Consider the following 16022-nt stretch of genomic DNA (forward strand, 5'->3'; position numbering starts at 1 on the left):
CTCGGACAGCGCCCACGGTGGTCTTCCCGCTGCCGGAGTTGCCGCGCACCACCACCAGGTTGGTGTTCACCAGCGGCTCCTCACGTGTTCAAGCGGCGGCCGCGGCCATTATCTCGGCACGGATCTGGGCCGGGTTCGCGGTGGTGGTCAGCAGCAGGTGCAGCAGGAGGCGGGCCTTGTACGGGTCCAGGCTGCCGGCCGGGATGAGGCCCCGCTCGAGGAGGTCTCGTTCGGAGCCGGGGAAGCCGTACGTGTCGGTGCCGACGTAGCCGGCGCCGGTGCGCGAGGCCAGCACGACCGGGATGCGGGTCGCCGCCTCGGCCAGGTGCGGCACCCACGAGTCGGGCACGTGCCCGACCCCGAAGGCGGCGACGACCAGGCCGTCGACCTGCTGGGACAGGGTCGCCAGCAGGGTTCCGTCGTCGCCGAGGGTGGCGGTGCAGAGGCCCACCCGCACCGGTTCCCGGGTCGGCGGCGACGGCAGCGTATAGCGGTGCGGCGGCCGGTTGACGATGCGGGGCCGGCCTTCGGCGAGGTAGCCGAGGGGGCCGCCGTTCGGCGACGTGAAAGCGGCTACGTGCGTCGCGTGGGTCTTGCGCACCCGGGCCGCGGCGTGGATCTCGTCGGCCAGCACCACCAGGCAGCCGAGGTCGCGGGCGGCCGGGTCGGCGGCGACGGTGACGGCGGCCAGGAGGTTGGCCGGGCCGTCCGCACCGGCGAGGGTGGGGTTGCGCATGGCGCCGGTGACCACGATCGGCTCGGAGCCGGTGTGCAGCAGGTCGAGGACGTACGCGGTCTCCTCGATGGTGTCGGTCCCCTGGGTGACCACCGCCCCGGCGGCGGAACGCTGCCGGATCAGCTCGGCCAGGTCGATCAGGTCGGCCAGGGTCAGCGAGCCGCCGGGTTTGCTCCGGAAGTCGTGCACCTCCAGCTCGCCGGTCAGGCCGGGCACGGAGTCGACCACCTGCTGCGCGGTCAGGTCGGGCGCGACACCGGCCGCGCCGGTCATCGCGATCGTCCCGCCGAGCCCGACGACCAGGACGCCGGTCATCGGACCTCGGCGACCAGGGCGTCGGGGCTCTCGGTGGGGTAGAGCGCCCAGCGCCGCGCCCGGCGGGCCCGGGCCAGGAACGCCTCGACCCGGTTGGGCCGAACGGTTTGATACCAGAGGGCACCGTCGTCCTCGAGGAGGCCGTAATACTCCTCGGCGGGCGGCGGGGTGAAGCCCTCGGTCTCGGTGGCGGCGGGCGGCTGGGGGAAGACCGTCACGACCGCTCCGGCGGGCAGGGCCGAGCGGACGGCGTCGAGGTCGCCGTCGACGAGCAGCCAGCGCCGGGCCACCGCGTCGGTGGTCTCCAGCACCGCGACGCCGTCACCCAGCGCGGCGACCCCCAGCCAGAAGTCGTCGTCGGCGGACGGCAGATCGGCCCGGGCCACCGCGGCCAGGGCCGGGGCCGAGGCCGCCAGGTTGAGCGGTTCCAGTCGGCGGCGTGCGGGGCGCAGGATGATGCCGGAACCGGCCACCTGGGTACGCACCTGGTCGCGGATCTGCCAGACGGCGGTCAGCAGGAAGGCCAGCCCGACGAGCCGGAGGCCCATCCGTACGGCGTCCCACTGCAGCAACTCGACCGGGTCGTCGGTCGACTCACCGGCGAGGGCGAGCGTGAACGACCCGGTGAGCGCGAGGTAGAACGCCGCCACCGTCCAGTGCACGACCGATTTCCCGGTCTCGTCGCCGGCCGAGCGCAGCATCGCCCGGGTGCTGCTGCGCCACCAGTAGAAGCCGGCCAGGTAGCCGAACCCGAGGAGTAGGAACAGCACGCTGATCGCTTCCCAGTGCTCGACCATCCAGGCGACCAGGGGTGACAGGCCGTCCGCGCCCTCGGCGACCAGGTAGGAGCGCAGGGCCAGATCGGTCACCAGCAGCAGGATGCCGAGCAGGGTGGCGGCCGCGATGGCGGCGATCAGGGCGAAGGTGCGCGCCTCCCACTCACGTGGGGGCCGGGCGGTCGGCGCGTCGACCGGGGTCATCGGCTGGGGTTCCGTTCCAGGAGGGTGATGCCGAGGAGCGAATACTGCCAGCGACGGACCGGGTGGTAACTGTCGGCGAGGCGCTTCCGCTTGGGAGCATCCATATTGGCGTACGGGTCGGCGCTGTTGTCAACGCGGATCACCCAGATCCGTGGCGGGGAGCCCAGGCACGCCGCCGCCGGGCATTCGGTGGCCAGGAAGTGGCCGTCGGTCCTCTGTGGTGCGACGCGCAGCACGTCCGGCGGGCGCGGGGCCGGCAGGTAGCGCTCGTAGATGTCGCGCGGCGCCCACGGGATGCTCGGGTGGGTGTCGGGGAAGACCGCGACGTCGCCGGGGCGGTAGAGCGGGGCGATCACCGCGGCGACCTTCGCCGAGTCCTCGGAGTGGCCGGCCGGGCCGCGGGCGGCGAGTTGGGCGGGCCAGCCGATCAGGGTGAGCAGCAGCAGGACCACGGCGGCGGGGCGGGCGCCGGAACGCACCGCGGCCAGGGCGGCCAGGACGGCCAGGACGGGCAGCGCCACCAGCACGTACCGGGCGTTCCAGATGGGTTCGACCAGGCCCGCGGCCAGCAGCAGGAGGATCGGGCCGAAGCCGGCCGCGGCCAGGCTCACCGACTCCGCCGATCCGCGTACGCCGAGGACGGCCAGGCCCAGGACGATGCCGGCCACCGCGCCGGACAGGAAGATCCGTTCCGGGACCACCTGGAGCAGGTCGGCGGTGAGGACCTTGATCCAGGAGAGCTGGCCGCGCTGCCGGGCGCCGAGCGCGGTGAGCACGAGGGCGGGCAGCGCGCCGAGCGCGGCCGCGGGGGTCCAGAAGGCCGCGATCCGCGGACTGCGCCGCCAGGCCACGGCCACGGCGTGCGCGGCCGGCACCAGCAGTGCGCTGAGCGGGTGGCTCAGCCCGGTCACGACCAACGCGCCCGCATAGCCGGCCGCCCGCGGCACGGTGGGCCGGTCCAGCAGCCGGATCAGGCATAACAGGGCGAGCGTGGCGGCGAGCATCGCGAACGCGTAGGAGCGCGCCTCCTGGCCGTACCGGGAGGTGGCCGGCAGGACCGCGAAGATCAGCCCGGCGACCAGGCCGGCGGCGGGGCCGCCGAGCCGGCGCCCCAGCGCCGTCGTGAGCAGGGTGGTCGCGACGATCGCGAGCAGGGCGGGGAGGCGCAGGGCGACCGTCGAGGTGCCGGCGATCGAGGCGTACGCCTTCATGGCCGCGTAGTAGGGCGCGAGCACGATGTCGACGGTGCCGGTCAGCTCCCGCAGTTGCCCCCAGCTGAGCCGCACGGCTCCCCAGGTGGCCAGCTCGTCGGCCCAGAGTGCCGGCCCGGTCAGCCGCCACCCGCCGAGCACCGCGGCGACCAGCGCGGGCGCTACCCAGGTGAGCCACGAAGATCGCGGCACGGCGGGCGGAACCGCCCGTTGCCGGGGGATGACCGTCGTTCGAGCATCCGAACCGGCGACCGTTTCCATCGTGGAGGCACGCTAAACGCCGCCGGTGTACGGCGGGTGAACGGTCAGCCGAAGAACTCCTGGATCTGGGCGAGAGTCAGGTAGCCCTGCGGTTCCAGCTCGGCCGGCATCGCGGCCAGCGGCTTGGTGGTGACCGGCACCTCGGGCACGTCGGCCGGCAGGGTCGGCACGGGCGGGGTGGGCGGGAGACCGGGCAGAGACATCGCCTGCCGGATCACCTCGAACATGGACCGCACCTCGGCGACCGCCCGGGCGGAGAGGTCGGCGCCGCCGCCGGGCGACGCGCAGGTGAAGTTGGCCCGCAGCCGGTCGGAGCAGCGGCGGATGTCGGCGCTGGGCCGCAGGTGGTCGAGCTTGCCCTCGGCGACGATGCCCAGTTCGCAGGCGGTCAGCCCGGACTGCCGCCACCAGGAGCGCCAGGCCGGGTCGGCGTCCAGGGTGAGCGCCACGTGCCGCAGCGCGATCATGTAGTCCTGCGGGGCGTGGCGCTCGACGGTGGTGGTGCCCATGTGCGGGTGCAGCCACGAGGCGCCCCAGGCCGCGACGTTGGAGCCAGTGCGGACGCTGACCGCGGTCTGGTGCTTCCAGTCGGCCCGGGTGGACGTGCGGTAGGCGCGTTCGGCGACCGGGAGCAGTTGGGCGCCGGGGGAGCGGGTGTAGGAGGCGAGCACCCCCGGGGCACCGAGAACCCTCCGGTAGGCCCGCTTCCCGGCGGCGACGGCCGCGCAGCGTACGCCCAGGAACGACGCGCCGGAGGTCGCCACCGCGCGATAGTGCGCGGGGGTGTCCAGCGCGTGCAGCGCGCGGGCCAGGTGGTCGGCGAAGTCCCGGATGTCTGCGGCGCCGTGGTCGGAGAGCTCGTCGGCCAGGCGTTCGAGGTTGGCCGGGTCGGGGCCGGTCCGGTCGACCAGTTCCCAGAAGGTCTGCTCGTCCATGACGGCATGCTGTCACCCGGGGCACGCTCCGCTAGTCAGGACAATTCGGCACGTCTGGGCGACTACCGGAGAGTAACGAGCCCTTGGTCACCTCGTCGGTGGGCTTTCATAAGTGCGTGATATAAAAATTGGGTGCGGGATACAGACATCGTTTCGGACGAAGACCTGGCCATCGCCGGCGGTTTCGAGCGCTTCTACGAGGTGCTTCGCCGGCTGACGCCGCGTTCCGAGCTGAGCCTGACCGCCGCCTCGACCCTGCGCCGCCTCGAGCGGTCGGGCCCGCACCGGCTCTGCGAGCTGCACGCGCCCGAAGGGGTGAGCCAGCCCGCGATGACGCAGCTGATCACCCGGCTAGAGAAGGAAGGGCTGGCGAAGCGCGGCAGCGACCCGGACGACGGCCGGGCCGTGATCGTCACCATCACCGACGCCGGCCGGGCCGCGGTGGCGCGCCGCCGGGACGGTCGCACCCGGGCGCTGTCCGCCCTGCTGGAGCAGCTCCCGGCCGCCGATCACGCGGCCATCGTCGCGGTGCTGCCGGCGCTGGAGCGGCTCGGCGACCTGATGGCCGAGCAGCCTCCCTCGGAAAAGTGAAAGGGGTACTCGATTGATCACGGTCGACCACCCTCGGTACAAGTGGGTCGCGCTGTCGAACACCACGCTCGGCAACCTGCTCGCCACGATCAACTCGTCGATCGTCCTGATCTCGCTTCCGGCGATCTTCAAGGGCATCCACGTCGACCCGCTCGACGCCGGCAACGTCAGCTATCTGCTCTGGATGCTGATGGGCTACATGCTGGTCACCGCGGTGCTGGTGGTGACGCTGGGCCGGCTCGGCGACATGTACGGCCGGGTCAAGATCTACAACGCCGGCTTCGCGATCTTCACGATCACCAGCATCATCCTGTCGCTCGACCCGTTCGACGGCGGTGGCGGCGCGCTCTGGCTGATCGGCTGGCGGGTGCTGCAGGCGGTCGGCGGCGCGATGCTGATGGCCAACTCGGCCGCGATCATCACCGACGCGTTCTCGGCCGAGCAGCGCGGCATGGCGCTCGGCGTCAACATCGTCTCGGCCCTGGCCGGCTCGTTCATCGGCCTGGTGCTCGGTGGCGTGCTCGCCGAGTGGGACTGGCGCTCGATCTTCTGGGTCAACATCCCGCTGGGCGTGCTCGGCACCGTCTGGGCGTACCGGTCGCTGCACGACACCGGCGTCCGCCGGCCCGCGAAAATCGACTGGTGGGGCAACGCGACCTTCGCGGTCGGCCTCACGGCCGTGCTGGCCGCCATCACGTACGGGATCCAGCCGTACGGCGGCCACACCATGGGCTGGTCGAATCCGTGGGTGCTGACCGGCCTGATCGGTGGCGCGCTCGTGCTGGTCGCGTTCGGCGTCATCGAGACCCGGGTGGCCGAGCCGATGTTCCCGCTCGGCCTGTTCAAGAACATCGGCTTCACCAGCGGTAACGCAGCGAACCTGCTGGCCAGCATCGCCCGCGGTGGCCTCCAGTTCATGCTGATCATCTGGTTGCAGGGCATCTGGCTGCCGCTGCACGGGTACGACTACGAGTCCACCCCGCTGTGGGCCGGCATCTATCTGGTCCCGATGACGATCGGCTTCCTGGCGGCCGGCCCGCTCGCCGGTTACCTCTCCGACAAGTTCGGGCCGCGGTTGTTCGCGTCCGGCGGCCTGCTGGTGATGGCCGTGTCCTTCGTCGGACTGCTGTTGCTGCCGGGCGACTTCAACTACGCGGTCTTCGCGACCCTGATCTTCATCAACGGCCTGGGCGGTGGCCTGTTCGCGGCGCCGAACACGTCGCTGATCATGTCGAGCGTGCCGGCCAACATGCGCGGTGCCGCCTCCGGCATGCGGGCCACCTTCCAGAACGCCGGTCAGGTGCTCTCCATCGGCGTCTTCTTCTCGCTGATGGTGGCCGGCCTGGCCGACTCGCTGCCGGGCACCCTCAGCACCGGCCTGACCTCGCAGGGCGTGCCGGTCGACACGGCCAACACGATCGCCCAGCTGCCGCCGGTGGGCACGCTGTTCGCGGCGTTCCTCGGCTTCAACCCGATCGGCGAGCTGCTCGGCCCGGCCGTGCTGGGCGCGCTGCCGGCCGCCAACGCGGCCAACCTGACCGGCCTGCAGTTCTTCCCGCGGCTGATCGCCGAACCGTTCCACGACGGCCTGGTGATCGTCTTCTGGATGGCGATCGCGATGGCCGTGGCCGGTGCGCTGCTCTCCCTGCTGCGTAGCCGGAAGGTGGCGCCCGCGGCGGAGTTCGTCGCGCACGAGGCCGAGGTCAAGGCCGAGCTGTCCGACGCGCAGCCACTGAGTCCGGCGACCGGCGTTTCGGAGCCGTTGGACCGGGCATAGCAATGGGCAAGCACGTAGCGAGGCCCGGCGGTTCGCCGGGCCTCGTTCTATGCGGCGGCAGTGATGGCGGCGTCGAGCAGGCGCTCGGCGATCGAGCGGGCCAGCACGGCGGCGCCGGCCTGCTTGTCCATCCGCCCGCCGACCGAGGCGCCGTCGTAGAGGATCACCAGCTGGGCGGCGAGGGCCGGTGCGTCCGCGACGCCGGCATCCCGGGCCAGCTCGGTGAACAGGCCCCTGGTCCAGGCTCGGTTGGCGCTGGTGACCTGCTCGACCGCGCCGCCCTCGTCGACCGACTCGGCGCTGGCGTTGTAGAAGGCGCAGCCCCGGAACCCGGGCGTGGCGGCCACCTCAGCGAGCACTTCGAAGACACCGAGGAGCCGGTCGCGGGGGTTGTCGAACCGCTCGAGCCCGGCCAGCAGCCGGGTGCGGCGCAGCTGGTGCCGGTTTTCCAGATAGGCCCGGACCAGCTCCTCCTTGCTGCCGAAGGAGCTGTAGAGGGACGCCTTGGCGACCCCGGCGCGCTCGATGACGCGGTCGATGCCGACGGTGTGCACGCCCTCGGCGTAGAAGAGCTCGTCCGCGGCGGCCAGCAGGCGCTCACGCGCTGATGGTTTGCGCTCCGCGGTAGGTGATGCGGGTGACATGCGTTTGACGATACCAGACAGGTCTGTCTAGTCTCTGGTGCAGACAGACCTGTCTGTTCACGATGCGAAAGGCTCGACATGACCACCGTTGCCGAAGCGCCACCGGACGTCCGCAACCGGCGGCTGTCTCGCCCGGTCGCGTTCGCGGCCATCGCCGCGATCTTCGTGACCTTCGCCGCCGCGTCCGCCGCGCCCTCCCCGCTGTACGTCGTCTACCAGCACCTGTGGGGCTTCTCGGCGACCACGCTCACGGTGGTCTTCGCGGTCTACGTGGTCGGCTTGATCGGCTCGCTGCTGATGCTCGGCGCGCTCTCCGACCACGTCGGCCGCCGCCCGGTGCTGGCCGCCGCGATCGCACTCGAGGCCGCCTCGCTCATCCTCTTCCTGGCCGCCGGTGACGTGACCGTCCTGCTGGTGGCCCGGCTGCTGCAGGGCATCGCCACCGGCGCCGCGCTCACCACGCTCGGTGCGGCCCTGGTCGACCTCAACCCGCCGCACGCGCCCGGGCGGGCCGGCCTGATCAACGGCATCGCGCCCACCGCCGGGCTGGCCGTCGGTGCTCTGGGCTGCGGTGCTCTCGTGCAGTTCGCGCCAGAGCCCACCCACCTGGTCTGGGCGCTGCTGCTCGCCGCCATGCTGCTGTCGGGCGTCGTCGTGGCCCGCCTCCCGGAGACCTCGGCCCGCCGCCCCGGCGCGGTCGCCTCCCTCTCGCCCCGGCTCGGGGTGCCGGCCCGGCTGCGCGGCGACGTGCTGGCCCTGGTGCCGGTGATCGTGGCCAGCTGGGCGATCGGCGGGCTCTACCTGTCGCTCGGCCCGTCGGTCGCGGCCGCCGAACTCGGGCTCACCAACCACCTGGTCGGCGGGTTCGTGGTGACGCTGCTCTGCGGCACCGGCGCCATCACCTCGTACGCCATGCGCAACCTGCCCACCCCGCGCGTGCTCACCCTGGCCGCCGCCCTGCTCACGGTGGGTTCGGTGATCAGCGTGGCCGGGGTCGAGTGGTCGAACATCGCGGTCGCCGCGGCCGGCACGGTGATCTCCGGCGTCGGCTTCGGCGCCTCGGCGCTGGCCTCGTTCGGCACCCTTGCGGTGCTGGCCGCGCCGCACGAGCGGGGCGAGCTGTTCGCAGTCGCGCTGACCATCGCGTACACCGCGTTCAGCGTGCCCGCCGTGATCGCCGGATTCGCCGCGACCTCGGAGGGGCTGCACCGCACCACGCTGGTGTACGGCCTGGTCGTGGCGGTGCTGGCGGCGGTCGCCCTGACGGCGCAACGGCTGAGGTCACGAATCAGCTAAAAGGCCCATCTTTCGTGCTCCTCCGGCGTGGACGGTCTCTCTTAGGCCGTCCACGCCTCAGCATATGGGGCGAAACGGACACGAGAGGGCTTGAGGATGCGAAGAAGACTTCTGGCTGCGGCCATCACGATCGCCGTGGCGGCGGCCGGCGCCACGGCGACCGGGGCGCGCGCAGAACCGCGGCTCAAGCCCGGTTACCCCAAGCTCACCTGGGGCACCTGCACCGACCCGTCGCTGGTGAGCCGCAAGGCCGAGTGCGGCTTCGTCACGGTGCCGCTGGACTACAAGGACCCGGACGGCGAGACGATCGAGCTGGCCATCTCGCGGATCAAGCACACCGTCCCGCAGAACCGGTACCAGGGCATCATGCTGGTCAACCCGGGCGGCCCGGGCGGGAAGGGCCAGTCCCTCGGGGTGATCGGGTCGCTGGTGCCGAAGAAGGCCGGCGACGCGTACGACTGGATCGGCTTCGACCCACGCGGGGTGGGCGCCAGCAAGCCGTCGCTGAGCTGTGACAGCGACTACGCCGGCTACAACCGGCCGGAGTACGTGCCGACCACCACCGAGATCGAGAAGACCTGGCTGGAGCGGGCCGAGAAGTACGCGGCGGACTGCGCCAAGGCCGGCGGCAAGCTGCTCGACCACCTCAAGACCCAGGACACCGTCCGGGACATGGAGAGCATCCGCCTCGTCCTCGGCGCCACCCAGATCAACTTCTACGGCTTCTCGTACGGCACCTACCTGGGCCAGGTCTACGCCACCATGTTCCCGTCCCGGGTGCGCCGGATGGTGCTCGACGGCAACGTCAACCCGGCCCGGGTCTGGTACGACTCGAACCTCGACCAGGACCTCGCGTTCGACAAGAACATGAAGGTCTATTTCGGGTGGCTCGCGAAGTACGACCGGGTCTACCACCTCGGCCGCACCGCGAAGGCCGTCGAGAAGCTCTACTACGCCGAGCGGGCCAAGCTCGCCGCCAAGCCGGCCGGCGGGGTGATCGGCCCGTCCGAGTTCACCGACGTCTTCCTGCAGGCCGGGTACTACATCTTCGGCTGGGAGGACATCGCGCAGGCGTTCGCGGCCTGGGTGCGTAAGAAGGACGCGGCACCGCTGAAGAAGCTCTACGACAAGAACAACGACCAGAAGGACGGCGGCGACAACGGGTACGCCATCTACCTGGGCGTGCAGTGCACCGACGTGCAGTGGCCGCTGAGCTGGACCAAGTGGACCGCGGACAACTGGGAGGTGCACCGCAAGGCGCCGTTCGAGACCTGGGCCAACGCCTGGTACAACGCGCCCTGCCGCACCTGGGCCGGCAAGCCGGGCATCCCGACCACCGTCTCCGGCGAGGCCGTGCCGCCGATCCTGCTGATCAGCGAGACCCGGGACGCGGCCACCCCGTTCAGCGGCAGCCTCGAGGTGCGCAAGCGGTTCCCCCGTTCGGTCCTGGTCGAGGGCGTCGGCGGGACCACCCACGCGGGCTCGCTGTTCGGCGACGAGTGCATCGACAACACGATCGCCGATTACCTGGCCACCGGCGCACTCCCCAAGCGCAAGCCGGGTGAGCGGTCCGACAAGCGTTGTCCCCCGATTCCGCAGCCCGATCCCGCCAGCGGTGCGGGCGACGTCAAGGGCAAGCGGCCTGCCGAGGCCGTGCTGCGGCGGGCGCTCATGAAATAACGAGAGCCGCACCACCTCGGGGCCGGTCGGCACCCGGCGGCGGCTATGCTCGATCACGCGAAGGGGAGTAGCTCCTAACGTCGCGGTCGACATGCTGACGCCTCCGGGTGTCCGGCCGCACGGCCTCACCAGAGGCGAGCGAGACCTTCGACTTGGCTGTTGTTGACAACGGCCGGGTCGAGGTCGCCCTGAGCGCAAACTTCCTCCCGGTCTTGACGTACTCCCGGGAGTTTTTGATGGATGGCTTTCTCGCCGCGCTGACGATCAGCTTCGCGGTCATCTTCGTGGCCGAGCTCGGCGACAAATCGCAGCTCATGGCCCTCACCTTCGCCACCCGCTTCAAGCCGGTGCCGGTGCTGATCGGCATCACGGTGGCCACCGGCGTGGTGCACGCCGTGTCGGTCGGCATCGGTTACGGCCTCGGCGCCACCCTGCCGACCGGCTGGATCTCGCTGGTCGCGGGCATCGCGTTCCTGGCCTTCGGCGCCTGGACGCTGCGCGGCGACAAGCTCACCGACGATGAGAAGACCAAGGCCGAGCGCACCACCGGCTCGGCGATCTGGGCCGTCGGCGGCGCGTTCTTCCTGGCCGAGCTCGGTGACAAGACCATGCTGGCGACAATCACCCTGGCCACCCAGCACGGCTGGTTCGGCACCTGGCTCGGCTCGACCGTCGGCATGGTCGCCGCCGACGCGCTGGCCATTCTGGTCGGCCGGATGCTCGGCCGCCATCTGCCGGAGAAATTCATCAAGTACGGTGCGGCCGCGCTCTTCGCTATCTTCGGCATCTGGTTGATCGTGGAAGCGATCATCGAACTGCGTTAGGGGTTTGCCGTGCTGCAGTACCGGGCGGAGCTGGATGCCGAGATCACCCTGGCCAACGGCGGCAGCGTGACCGCGCGCGCTCTGCTCGTGGAGGTGCCGCACGCGGACGTCACGCACCCCGAGATCGCCCGGCTGGTGAGCGCCGCGCTCGGGCTGGCCGGCGCGGGCGTCGAGCTCACGTCGGTCCGGGTCTTCGGCGAGGAGGTCGCCGGCGTCGGCGGCACGAGCGCACAACGGATCGAGTACGTCGAGCTCAGTCACGTCATCGAGGCGGGCATGACCACCTGCCCCGGTCTGCCCGGCCCGGTCGTCACTGCCTATCGCACCTGGGCGGAGTCGCGGTCCGGCTACGCCGAGGGCACCGAGTTCAGCTTCGACCGGATCGAGATGATCGGGCAGACCGGCACCTACCTCGACAGCCCTCGGCACCGTTACGAGGGCGGCACCGACCTGGCCGGAATCCCGCTCGGCCGGCTCGCCGACCTGCCGGCCGTCGTGGTCCGCACGGTGGACAGCAGCCGCCGCGAGGTCGACGCCGACGACCTCGAACCGTACGTGGTGGCGGGCCGCGCGGTGCTGCTGCACACCGGCGGCGACCGGCACTGGGGGACGGCCGCCTACGGCCCGGACGCGCCGTTCCTGACCGAGGCGGGCGCCCGGTTGCTGGTCGAGCGCGGCGCCGCCCTGGTCGGCATCGACTCGGCCAACATCGACGACGCCGTGCCGGGCGGGCCGCGGCCGGCACACAGCGTGCTGCTGGCGGCCGGCGTACCGATCGTCGAGCACCTCACCAACCTCGGCGAGCTACCGCCGCTGGGCGCCCGGTTCACCGCGGCTCCGCCCCGGATCGTCGGCTTCGGCACGTTCCCGGTGCGGGCGTTCGCGACGATGCCGTGGTTCGAACCGCACGATCACACCCGCTCGGCGGGCTGGCTACCGACCACGCCGCAGCAGTCATGACCGAGACGGGCACGGCCGTCGCCATGGCGGCCGTGCAGTTCCAGCGGGGCGACCCGGACGCCGCGGCCGGTCTGCTCGGGCCGGTGCTCGCGGCCGAGCCGGACAATGTGCGCGCGCTGGTGCTGATGACCCACACCCAGCTCGCGCTCAAGCACCCGGACCTCGCCTACCAGGTCGCCCAGCGGGCGGTGCAGGTGGCGCCGGACTCGGCCGAGGCGCTCGGCGCGCTCAGCCGGGCCCTGACCGGGCTGGACCGGCACGACGAGGCGATCGAGGTGGCGCAGCGGGCCAGCCGGCTCGAGCCGGACAACGCGTACCGGCACAACCGGCTCGCCTGGGCGCTGCTCGGCGACGGCCGGCGGGCGATCGAGGCCGAGCACGCGGCCCGGCTGGCCGTGCAACTCGACCCGAACGAGGCCGACTTCCGGATCACCTACGCCATGGTGATGAAGCAGCTCGACTACACCGACCGGGCCCGGCAGGCACTGCGCGACGCGCTCGCCCTGGAACCCGACAACGCGGTGGCGCAGCACGAACTGGCCACCCTCGACGTGGTGCACCGCAATCCGTTCGCGCTGGGCCGGCTCGCCCGGGGTGCCAGCGGGCTGGCCGGTGCGCTGCGCTCCGACCCCCGGCAGCAGGCCAGCCGGTTCATGCTCGACGTGGCGCTGCGGCGCTTCCTGGTCTACACGGCCGTGCTGCTCGCGGTGCTGGCCTACGTGGGCTGGCGGATGACCGAGTTCTCGGTGGCCGGTGCTCGCCTGCTGGCCGGGGCGTCCGCGCTGACCTCGGTGGGGTTCGCGGCGTACTTCGTGCTGCGGCTGGACCGCCCGCTCCGGGCGTACCTGCTGAACGTGCTCGCCTACGGCCGGCAGCGGATCGCCGCGATCGGCTTCGCGGTCTGCCTTCTGCTGCTGCTCACCTCGACGTTCGCGCCGGCCGGATGGCTGCCCTGGCTGCTCGGCACCGCCGCCCTGGGCGGCTTCGCGGTCCGGCTGCTGACCGTCTCGGCCAGCAACGCGCACGTGCGGGCGGCCGGCGTCGGCGCCCAGCCGGACCGGGTCAGCGTCGTGCTCTGGTGGGTGATCATCGCCTGCATGATCACCGCGATCCTGCTGCAGATCGGCACGGCCGACGCCGCCTGGTGGTTCTCGGCCGCCGCGCTGACCCTGGTGGCCGCGGCCATGGTGTGCCTCGCCGTGATCGTTCGGCGCCGTCGCGCCCGTCGGGAGGCTTTCCGGGGAATCCGCAGATGAATTGCGGCTTTTTGCCGAGAATGGGCGAGTGAGCCCCGACTCCAGCGCGAAGAGTGCCACCGAGTTGGGCATTGCCCGTGCCGCGGCGCTGTTCGAGCGGCTCGACGTCCCGGCCGCGATCGCCGCCCTCGAGCCGGCGCTCGCCGCCGACCCCAGCTCGGTGGAGGGCTGGAACCTGATGGCCCGCCTGCGGCTCGCCGCCGACCAGGCGCCGGCCGCGTTCGACGCGGCCAACCGGGCGATCGCGCTGGCTCCGGACAACCCGCGGTCGCTGGCCACCGCCAGTCGCGCGCTGTCTCTGCTCGGGCGGCACGAGGAAGCCGTCACGATGGCCTATCGAGCGGTGATCGTCGAGCCGATCAACCCGCTCTGGCACGACCGGGTGGCGTGGGCGCTGCTCGCCGCCGACCGCCAGTACGCCGACGCCGAGCAGTCCGCGCGCACCGCGATCGGGCTCGACCCGAACGAGGCCCACTACTACTTCACGCACGGCGTGACGCTGGACGCGCTCGGGCACTCCGACCAGGCCCGGCAGGCGCTGCTCACCTCGTTGAAGATGGAACCGGAGAACCCGGTCGCCCAGCATCGGCTGGCTCTGCTCAACGGCGACGCCGTCCGCGAACCGGAACCGAAGAAGCGCGGCTGGCGCCTCTTCCGCCGTAAGTAACCAGGAGGGCCTTCAGTCCGGTCAAGGAGGTTGGCGGGGCCGGTGGAGGTTAACGGGTGTAGGCCAGCAGGTTCAGGTCGCTGACCGACGCCGGCTCGGTCGCCTGCACCAGCAGTTTTCCGGCGGGGGAGAAGAGCCAGAGCGTCGTGCCCTCGTCGGTGCGGGCCCGGATCAGCAGATTGCCGTCCGGATCGAAGACCGCGCCCACGACACTGCCGGCCACCGGCAGCGGCTCCAGGTCGCCGGTGGCCGTGTCGACCACCGCGTCGGCTGTGTCCGGGCTCGCGGTGCCGATATCACCGGTGGTCTGCAGCGGCACCGTCACGTGGCCGCCGGTCACGTCCACGCTGGTCGGTTTGCACGCGGCCAGGCCGTCCGGGTTGTCCACCGGCTGCCGGTCGCCGAGCATCGGCACCACCGCGCTGGCACCACTGGAGGCGATCTTCAGCGAGCAGTACGTGGTCGCGTACACCAGCTTGTTGCCATCGCCCGACCAGCGGAAGTGCTGTCCGGCGGCGAGGCCGTCGGGCAGCGGGGTCAGCGTGCCCGATTCGACCTGCAGGATCGCCGGGCTGCTCGTGGCCACCAGCAACCGGGCGCCGTCGGGCGACCAGACCGGGGCCTGCGCCGTGGTGGTGATGCCGGTCGCCACCGGCTGGGCCTGCGCGCTGCCGGTCTCGCCGACCAGCAGCACGTCACCGACGGCGTAGGCGATACGGCTGCCGTCCGGGGAGATGCCGACCGCGGAGGGCGCCTCGGACAGCACGGTTGTGGCGTCGCCGTCGCCCGGGGACAGCCGCACCACGTCCGGCTGACTGCCGGTCTGCTGGTAGAAGACGTGACCGGGCAGGTCGGCCAGCGAGCGGGACTTCGGGGTGGCGGTGGTCGCGGCGGCCCGCGGCTGGTTCTTGCGCCTCGGCGTCGTGGTGCGGGAGCTCGCGTGGTGCTCCGGCGTCGCCGGCGGGCGGGTCGCCGACGGGATGGGCGACGGCATCGGCTCGGGGGCCGGCGCCGACGAGGAGAGCAGGGCCATCGGCGTGTGCCCGCTCTCCCGAGCCGGTAGCCGCCACAGGCCGCTGGCCAGCAGCGTCAGCACGGCCAGCGCCGCGACCGTGCCGATCGCGGCCTCCCGGCGGGCGATCCGCCGGGACCGGTACACCGCCCGGTCGTAGAGGTCGGCCGGCGTGACCTCGCCGGCGAGGTCGTGCAGCGACTCGCGCAGGCCGTTGTCGCCCGGGGCGCTCATCGGGGCTTCTCCGAGGTGAGCACCCGCAGGTCGGGCAGGAGCGTGCGGAGTCGTTCGAGGGCGCGGCCGGTCTGGGTCTTGACCGTGCTGACCGAGACGCCGAGCAGCTGGGCGGCCTCGGCCTCGGTGTGGTCCTCGAAGTAGCGCAGCACGATCACCGCGCGCTGCTTGGCACTGAGCGCGAGCAGGGCCCGGCGCAGGGTGAGCCGCTGGACGGCGGCCTCGGCCGGGTCGTCGGCGCCCGCCGGATCGGTCTCGAACTCACCCGGCAGCACCTCGGCGATCCGCGGCCGGCGCCAGAACGACACCTGCGCGTGGTACATCACCTTCCGGGCGTACGCCTCGGCGTTCTCGGGTTTCTCCAACCGCAACCACGCTCGATGGGTGCGGGCCAGAGCCTCCTGGACCAGGTCCTCGGCCAGGTGTTGATCTCCGGTCAGGAGGTATGCCGAGCGCAACAATGCGTGCGTCCGCGTGCGGACGAAATGCGCATAGTCGGCCTCTCGGGCGTCCATTCCCAGGTGTCCGATCGAGGGGTGTAGGAAGACGTGAGCGTACCCACGCGGTCCAAATACCGCGGTCCCGCTCACGTCTCCCCCTTCCGTTGATCGCCCCCCAACGGATCCCCCGCCGCTCGATGCCT

At 71.9% G+C, this 16022-nt stretch carries 15 protein-coding genes; 8 read left to right on the forward strand and 7 right to left on the reverse strand.

Going from position 1 to position 16022, the window contains the following annotated elements; all coding sequences use genetic code 11:
• Positions 1–88 precede the first annotated feature (88 nt).
• The 4 genes from Ato02nite_RS28160 to Ato02nite_RS28175 form a co-directional block, all read right to left on the reverse strand.
• Positions 89–1051: an asparaginase gene (locus tag Ato02nite_RS28160; protein WP_213009655.1), complete on the reverse strand. Its 963-nt coding sequence runs from the start codon at positions 1049–1051 to the stop codon at positions 89–91.
• On the reverse strand, positions 1048–2031 hold the full coding sequence (locus Ato02nite_RS28165) for a hypothetical protein (RefSeq protein ID WP_213009656.1): 984 nt from the start codon (positions 2029–2031) through the stop codon (positions 1048–1050). The genes Ato02nite_RS28160 and Ato02nite_RS28165 overlap by 4 nt, the downstream gene beginning before the upstream one ends.
• Positions 2028–3434 carry a glycosyltransferase family 39 protein gene (locus Ato02nite_RS28170; RefSeq protein ID WP_213009657.1) on the reverse strand — a complete coding sequence of 469 codons (1407 nt, stop codon included), beginning with the start codon at positions 3432–3434 and terminating at the stop codon, positions 2028–2030. The genes Ato02nite_RS28165 and Ato02nite_RS28170 overlap by 4 nt, the downstream gene beginning before the upstream one ends.
• 113 nt (positions 3435–3547) lie before the next feature.
• Positions 3548–4438 carry a DUF4240 domain-containing protein gene (locus tag Ato02nite_RS28175; RefSeq protein WP_213009658.1) on the reverse strand — a complete coding sequence of 297 codons (891 nt, stop codon included), beginning with the start codon at positions 4436–4438 and terminating at the stop codon, positions 3548–3550.
• 132 nt (positions 4439–4570) lie between these two features.
• Between Ato02nite_RS28175 and Ato02nite_RS28180 the strand changes: the two genes are divergently transcribed.
• The gene (locus Ato02nite_RS28180) at positions 4571–5029 is read left to right on the forward strand and encodes a MarR family winged helix-turn-helix transcriptional regulator (protein ID WP_213009659.1); all 459 of its coding nucleotides are present in this window, start codon (positions 4571–4573) and stop codon (positions 5027–5029) included.
• A 13-nt stretch (positions 5030–5042) separates the two neighbouring features.
• Positions 5043–6806, forward strand: coding sequence for an MFS transporter (locus Ato02nite_RS28185; RefSeq protein ID WP_213009660.1), 1764 nt, complete (start codon positions 5043–5045; stop codon positions 6804–6806).
• A gap of 47 nt (positions 6807–6853) precedes the next feature.
• Here the strand turns inward: Ato02nite_RS28185 and Ato02nite_RS28190 are convergent, their stop codons facing one another.
• Positions 6854–7450: a TetR/AcrR family transcriptional regulator gene (locus tag Ato02nite_RS28190; protein WP_213009661.1), complete on the reverse strand. Its 597-nt coding sequence runs from the start codon at positions 7448–7450 to the stop codon at positions 6854–6856.
• Positions 7451–7528: 78 nt separating this feature from the next.
• Here Ato02nite_RS28190 and Ato02nite_RS28195 point away from each other — a divergent pair, with 78 nt between their 5' ends.
• From Ato02nite_RS28195 to Ato02nite_RS28220, 6 genes are all read left to right on the forward strand, one after another.
• On the forward strand, positions 7529–8746 hold the full coding sequence (locus Ato02nite_RS28195) for an MFS transporter (RefSeq protein WP_213009662.1): 1218 nt from the start codon (positions 7529–7531) through the stop codon (positions 8744–8746).
• A gap of 96 nt (positions 8747–8842) precedes the next feature.
• Complete coding sequence (locus tag Ato02nite_RS28200; protein WP_213009663.1) at positions 8843–10426, forward strand: alpha/beta hydrolase; 1584 nt, start codon at positions 8843–8845, stop codon at positions 10424–10426.
• Between the two features lie 236 nt (positions 10427–10662).
• A complete protein-coding gene (locus Ato02nite_RS28205; protein WP_213009664.1) occupies positions 10663–11250 on the forward strand; it encodes a TMEM165/GDT1 family protein in 588 nt (195 codons plus the stop codon).
• Positions 11251–11259: 9 nt separating this feature from the next.
• Positions 11260–12210: a cyclase family protein gene (locus Ato02nite_RS28210; RefSeq protein ID WP_213009665.1), complete on the forward strand. Its 951-nt coding sequence runs from the start codon at positions 11260–11262 to the stop codon at positions 12208–12210.
• Positions 12207–13466, forward strand: a complete 1260-nt coding sequence (locus tag Ato02nite_RS28215) for a tetratricopeptide repeat protein (RefSeq protein ID WP_213009666.1) — start codon at positions 12207–12209, stop codon at positions 13464–13466. The genes Ato02nite_RS28210 and Ato02nite_RS28215 overlap by 4 nt, the downstream gene beginning before the upstream one ends.
• Positions 13467–13494: 28 nt before the next feature.
• On the forward strand, positions 13495–14133 hold the full coding sequence (locus tag Ato02nite_RS28220) for a tetratricopeptide repeat protein (RefSeq protein ID WP_246607488.1): 639 nt from the start codon (positions 13495–13497) through the stop codon (positions 14131–14133).
• 49 nt (positions 14134–14182) lie between these two features.
• On the opposite strand, the gene Ato02nite_RS28225 is transcribed toward Ato02nite_RS28220, so the two are convergent.
• Together Ato02nite_RS28225 and Ato02nite_RS28230 are read right to left on the reverse strand one after the other, a co-directional pair.
• Positions 14183–15379: a hypothetical protein gene (locus Ato02nite_RS28225; protein ID WP_213009668.1), complete on the reverse strand. Its 1197-nt coding sequence runs from the start codon at positions 15377–15379 to the stop codon at positions 14183–14185.
• Positions 15376–15894, reverse strand: coding sequence for a SigE family RNA polymerase sigma factor (locus Ato02nite_RS28230; protein WP_213009669.1), 519 nt, complete (start codon positions 15892–15894; stop codon positions 15376–15378). Before Ato02nite_RS28230 ends, Ato02nite_RS28225 begins: the two co-directional genes overlap by 4 nt.
• Positions 15895–16022: the final 128 nt, after the last annotated feature.

This window comes from Paractinoplanes toevensis (genome assembly GCF_018332695.1).
In the GTDB taxonomy this organism is placed as follows: Bacteria; Actinomycetota; Actinomycetes; order Mycobacteriales; family Micromonosporaceae; genus Actinoplanes; species Actinoplanes toevensis.

What these genes read in the sequence shown, in the direction of transcription:
- Ato02nite_RS28215 (WP_213009666.1), top strand. Translation starts at nt 12,207, where the DNA reads ATGACCGAGACGGGCACGGCCGTCGCCATGGCGGCCGTGCAGTTCCAG.
- Ato02nite_RS28225 (WP_213009668.1), bottom strand. Translation starts at nt 15,379, where the DNA reads ATGAGCGCCCCGGGCGACAACGGCCTGCGCGAGTCGCTGCACGACCTC.
- Ato02nite_RS28230 (WP_213009669.1), bottom strand. Translation starts at nt 15,894, where the DNA reads ATGGACGCCCGAGAGGCCGACTATGCGCATTTCGTCCGCACGCGGACG.
- Ato02nite_RS28165 (WP_213009656.1), bottom strand. Translation starts at nt 2,031, where the DNA reads ATGACCCCGGTCGACGCGCCGACCGCCCGGCCCCCACGTGAGTGGGAG.
- Ato02nite_RS28190 (WP_213009661.1), bottom strand. Translation starts at nt 7,450, where the DNA reads ATGTCACCCGCATCACCTACCGCGGAGCGCAAACCATCAGCGCGTGAG.
- Ato02nite_RS28160 (WP_213009655.1), bottom strand. Translation starts at nt 1,051, where the DNA reads ATGACCGGCGTCCTGGTCGTCGGGCTCGGCGGGACGATCGCGATGACC.
- Ato02nite_RS28200 (WP_213009663.1), top strand. Translation starts at nt 8,843, where the DNA reads ATGCGAAGAAGACTTCTGGCTGCGGCCATCACGATCGCCGTGGCGGCG.
- Ato02nite_RS28175 (WP_213009658.1), bottom strand. Translation starts at nt 4,438, where the DNA reads ATGGACGAGCAGACCTTCTGGGAACTGGTCGACCGGACCGGCCCCGAC.
- Ato02nite_RS28205 (WP_213009664.1), top strand. Translation starts at nt 10,663, where the DNA reads ATGGATGGCTTTCTCGCCGCGCTGACGATCAGCTTCGCGGTCATCTTC.
- Ato02nite_RS28195 (WP_213009662.1), top strand. Translation starts at nt 7,529, where the DNA reads ATGACCACCGTTGCCGAAGCGCCACCGGACGTCCGCAACCGGCGGCTG.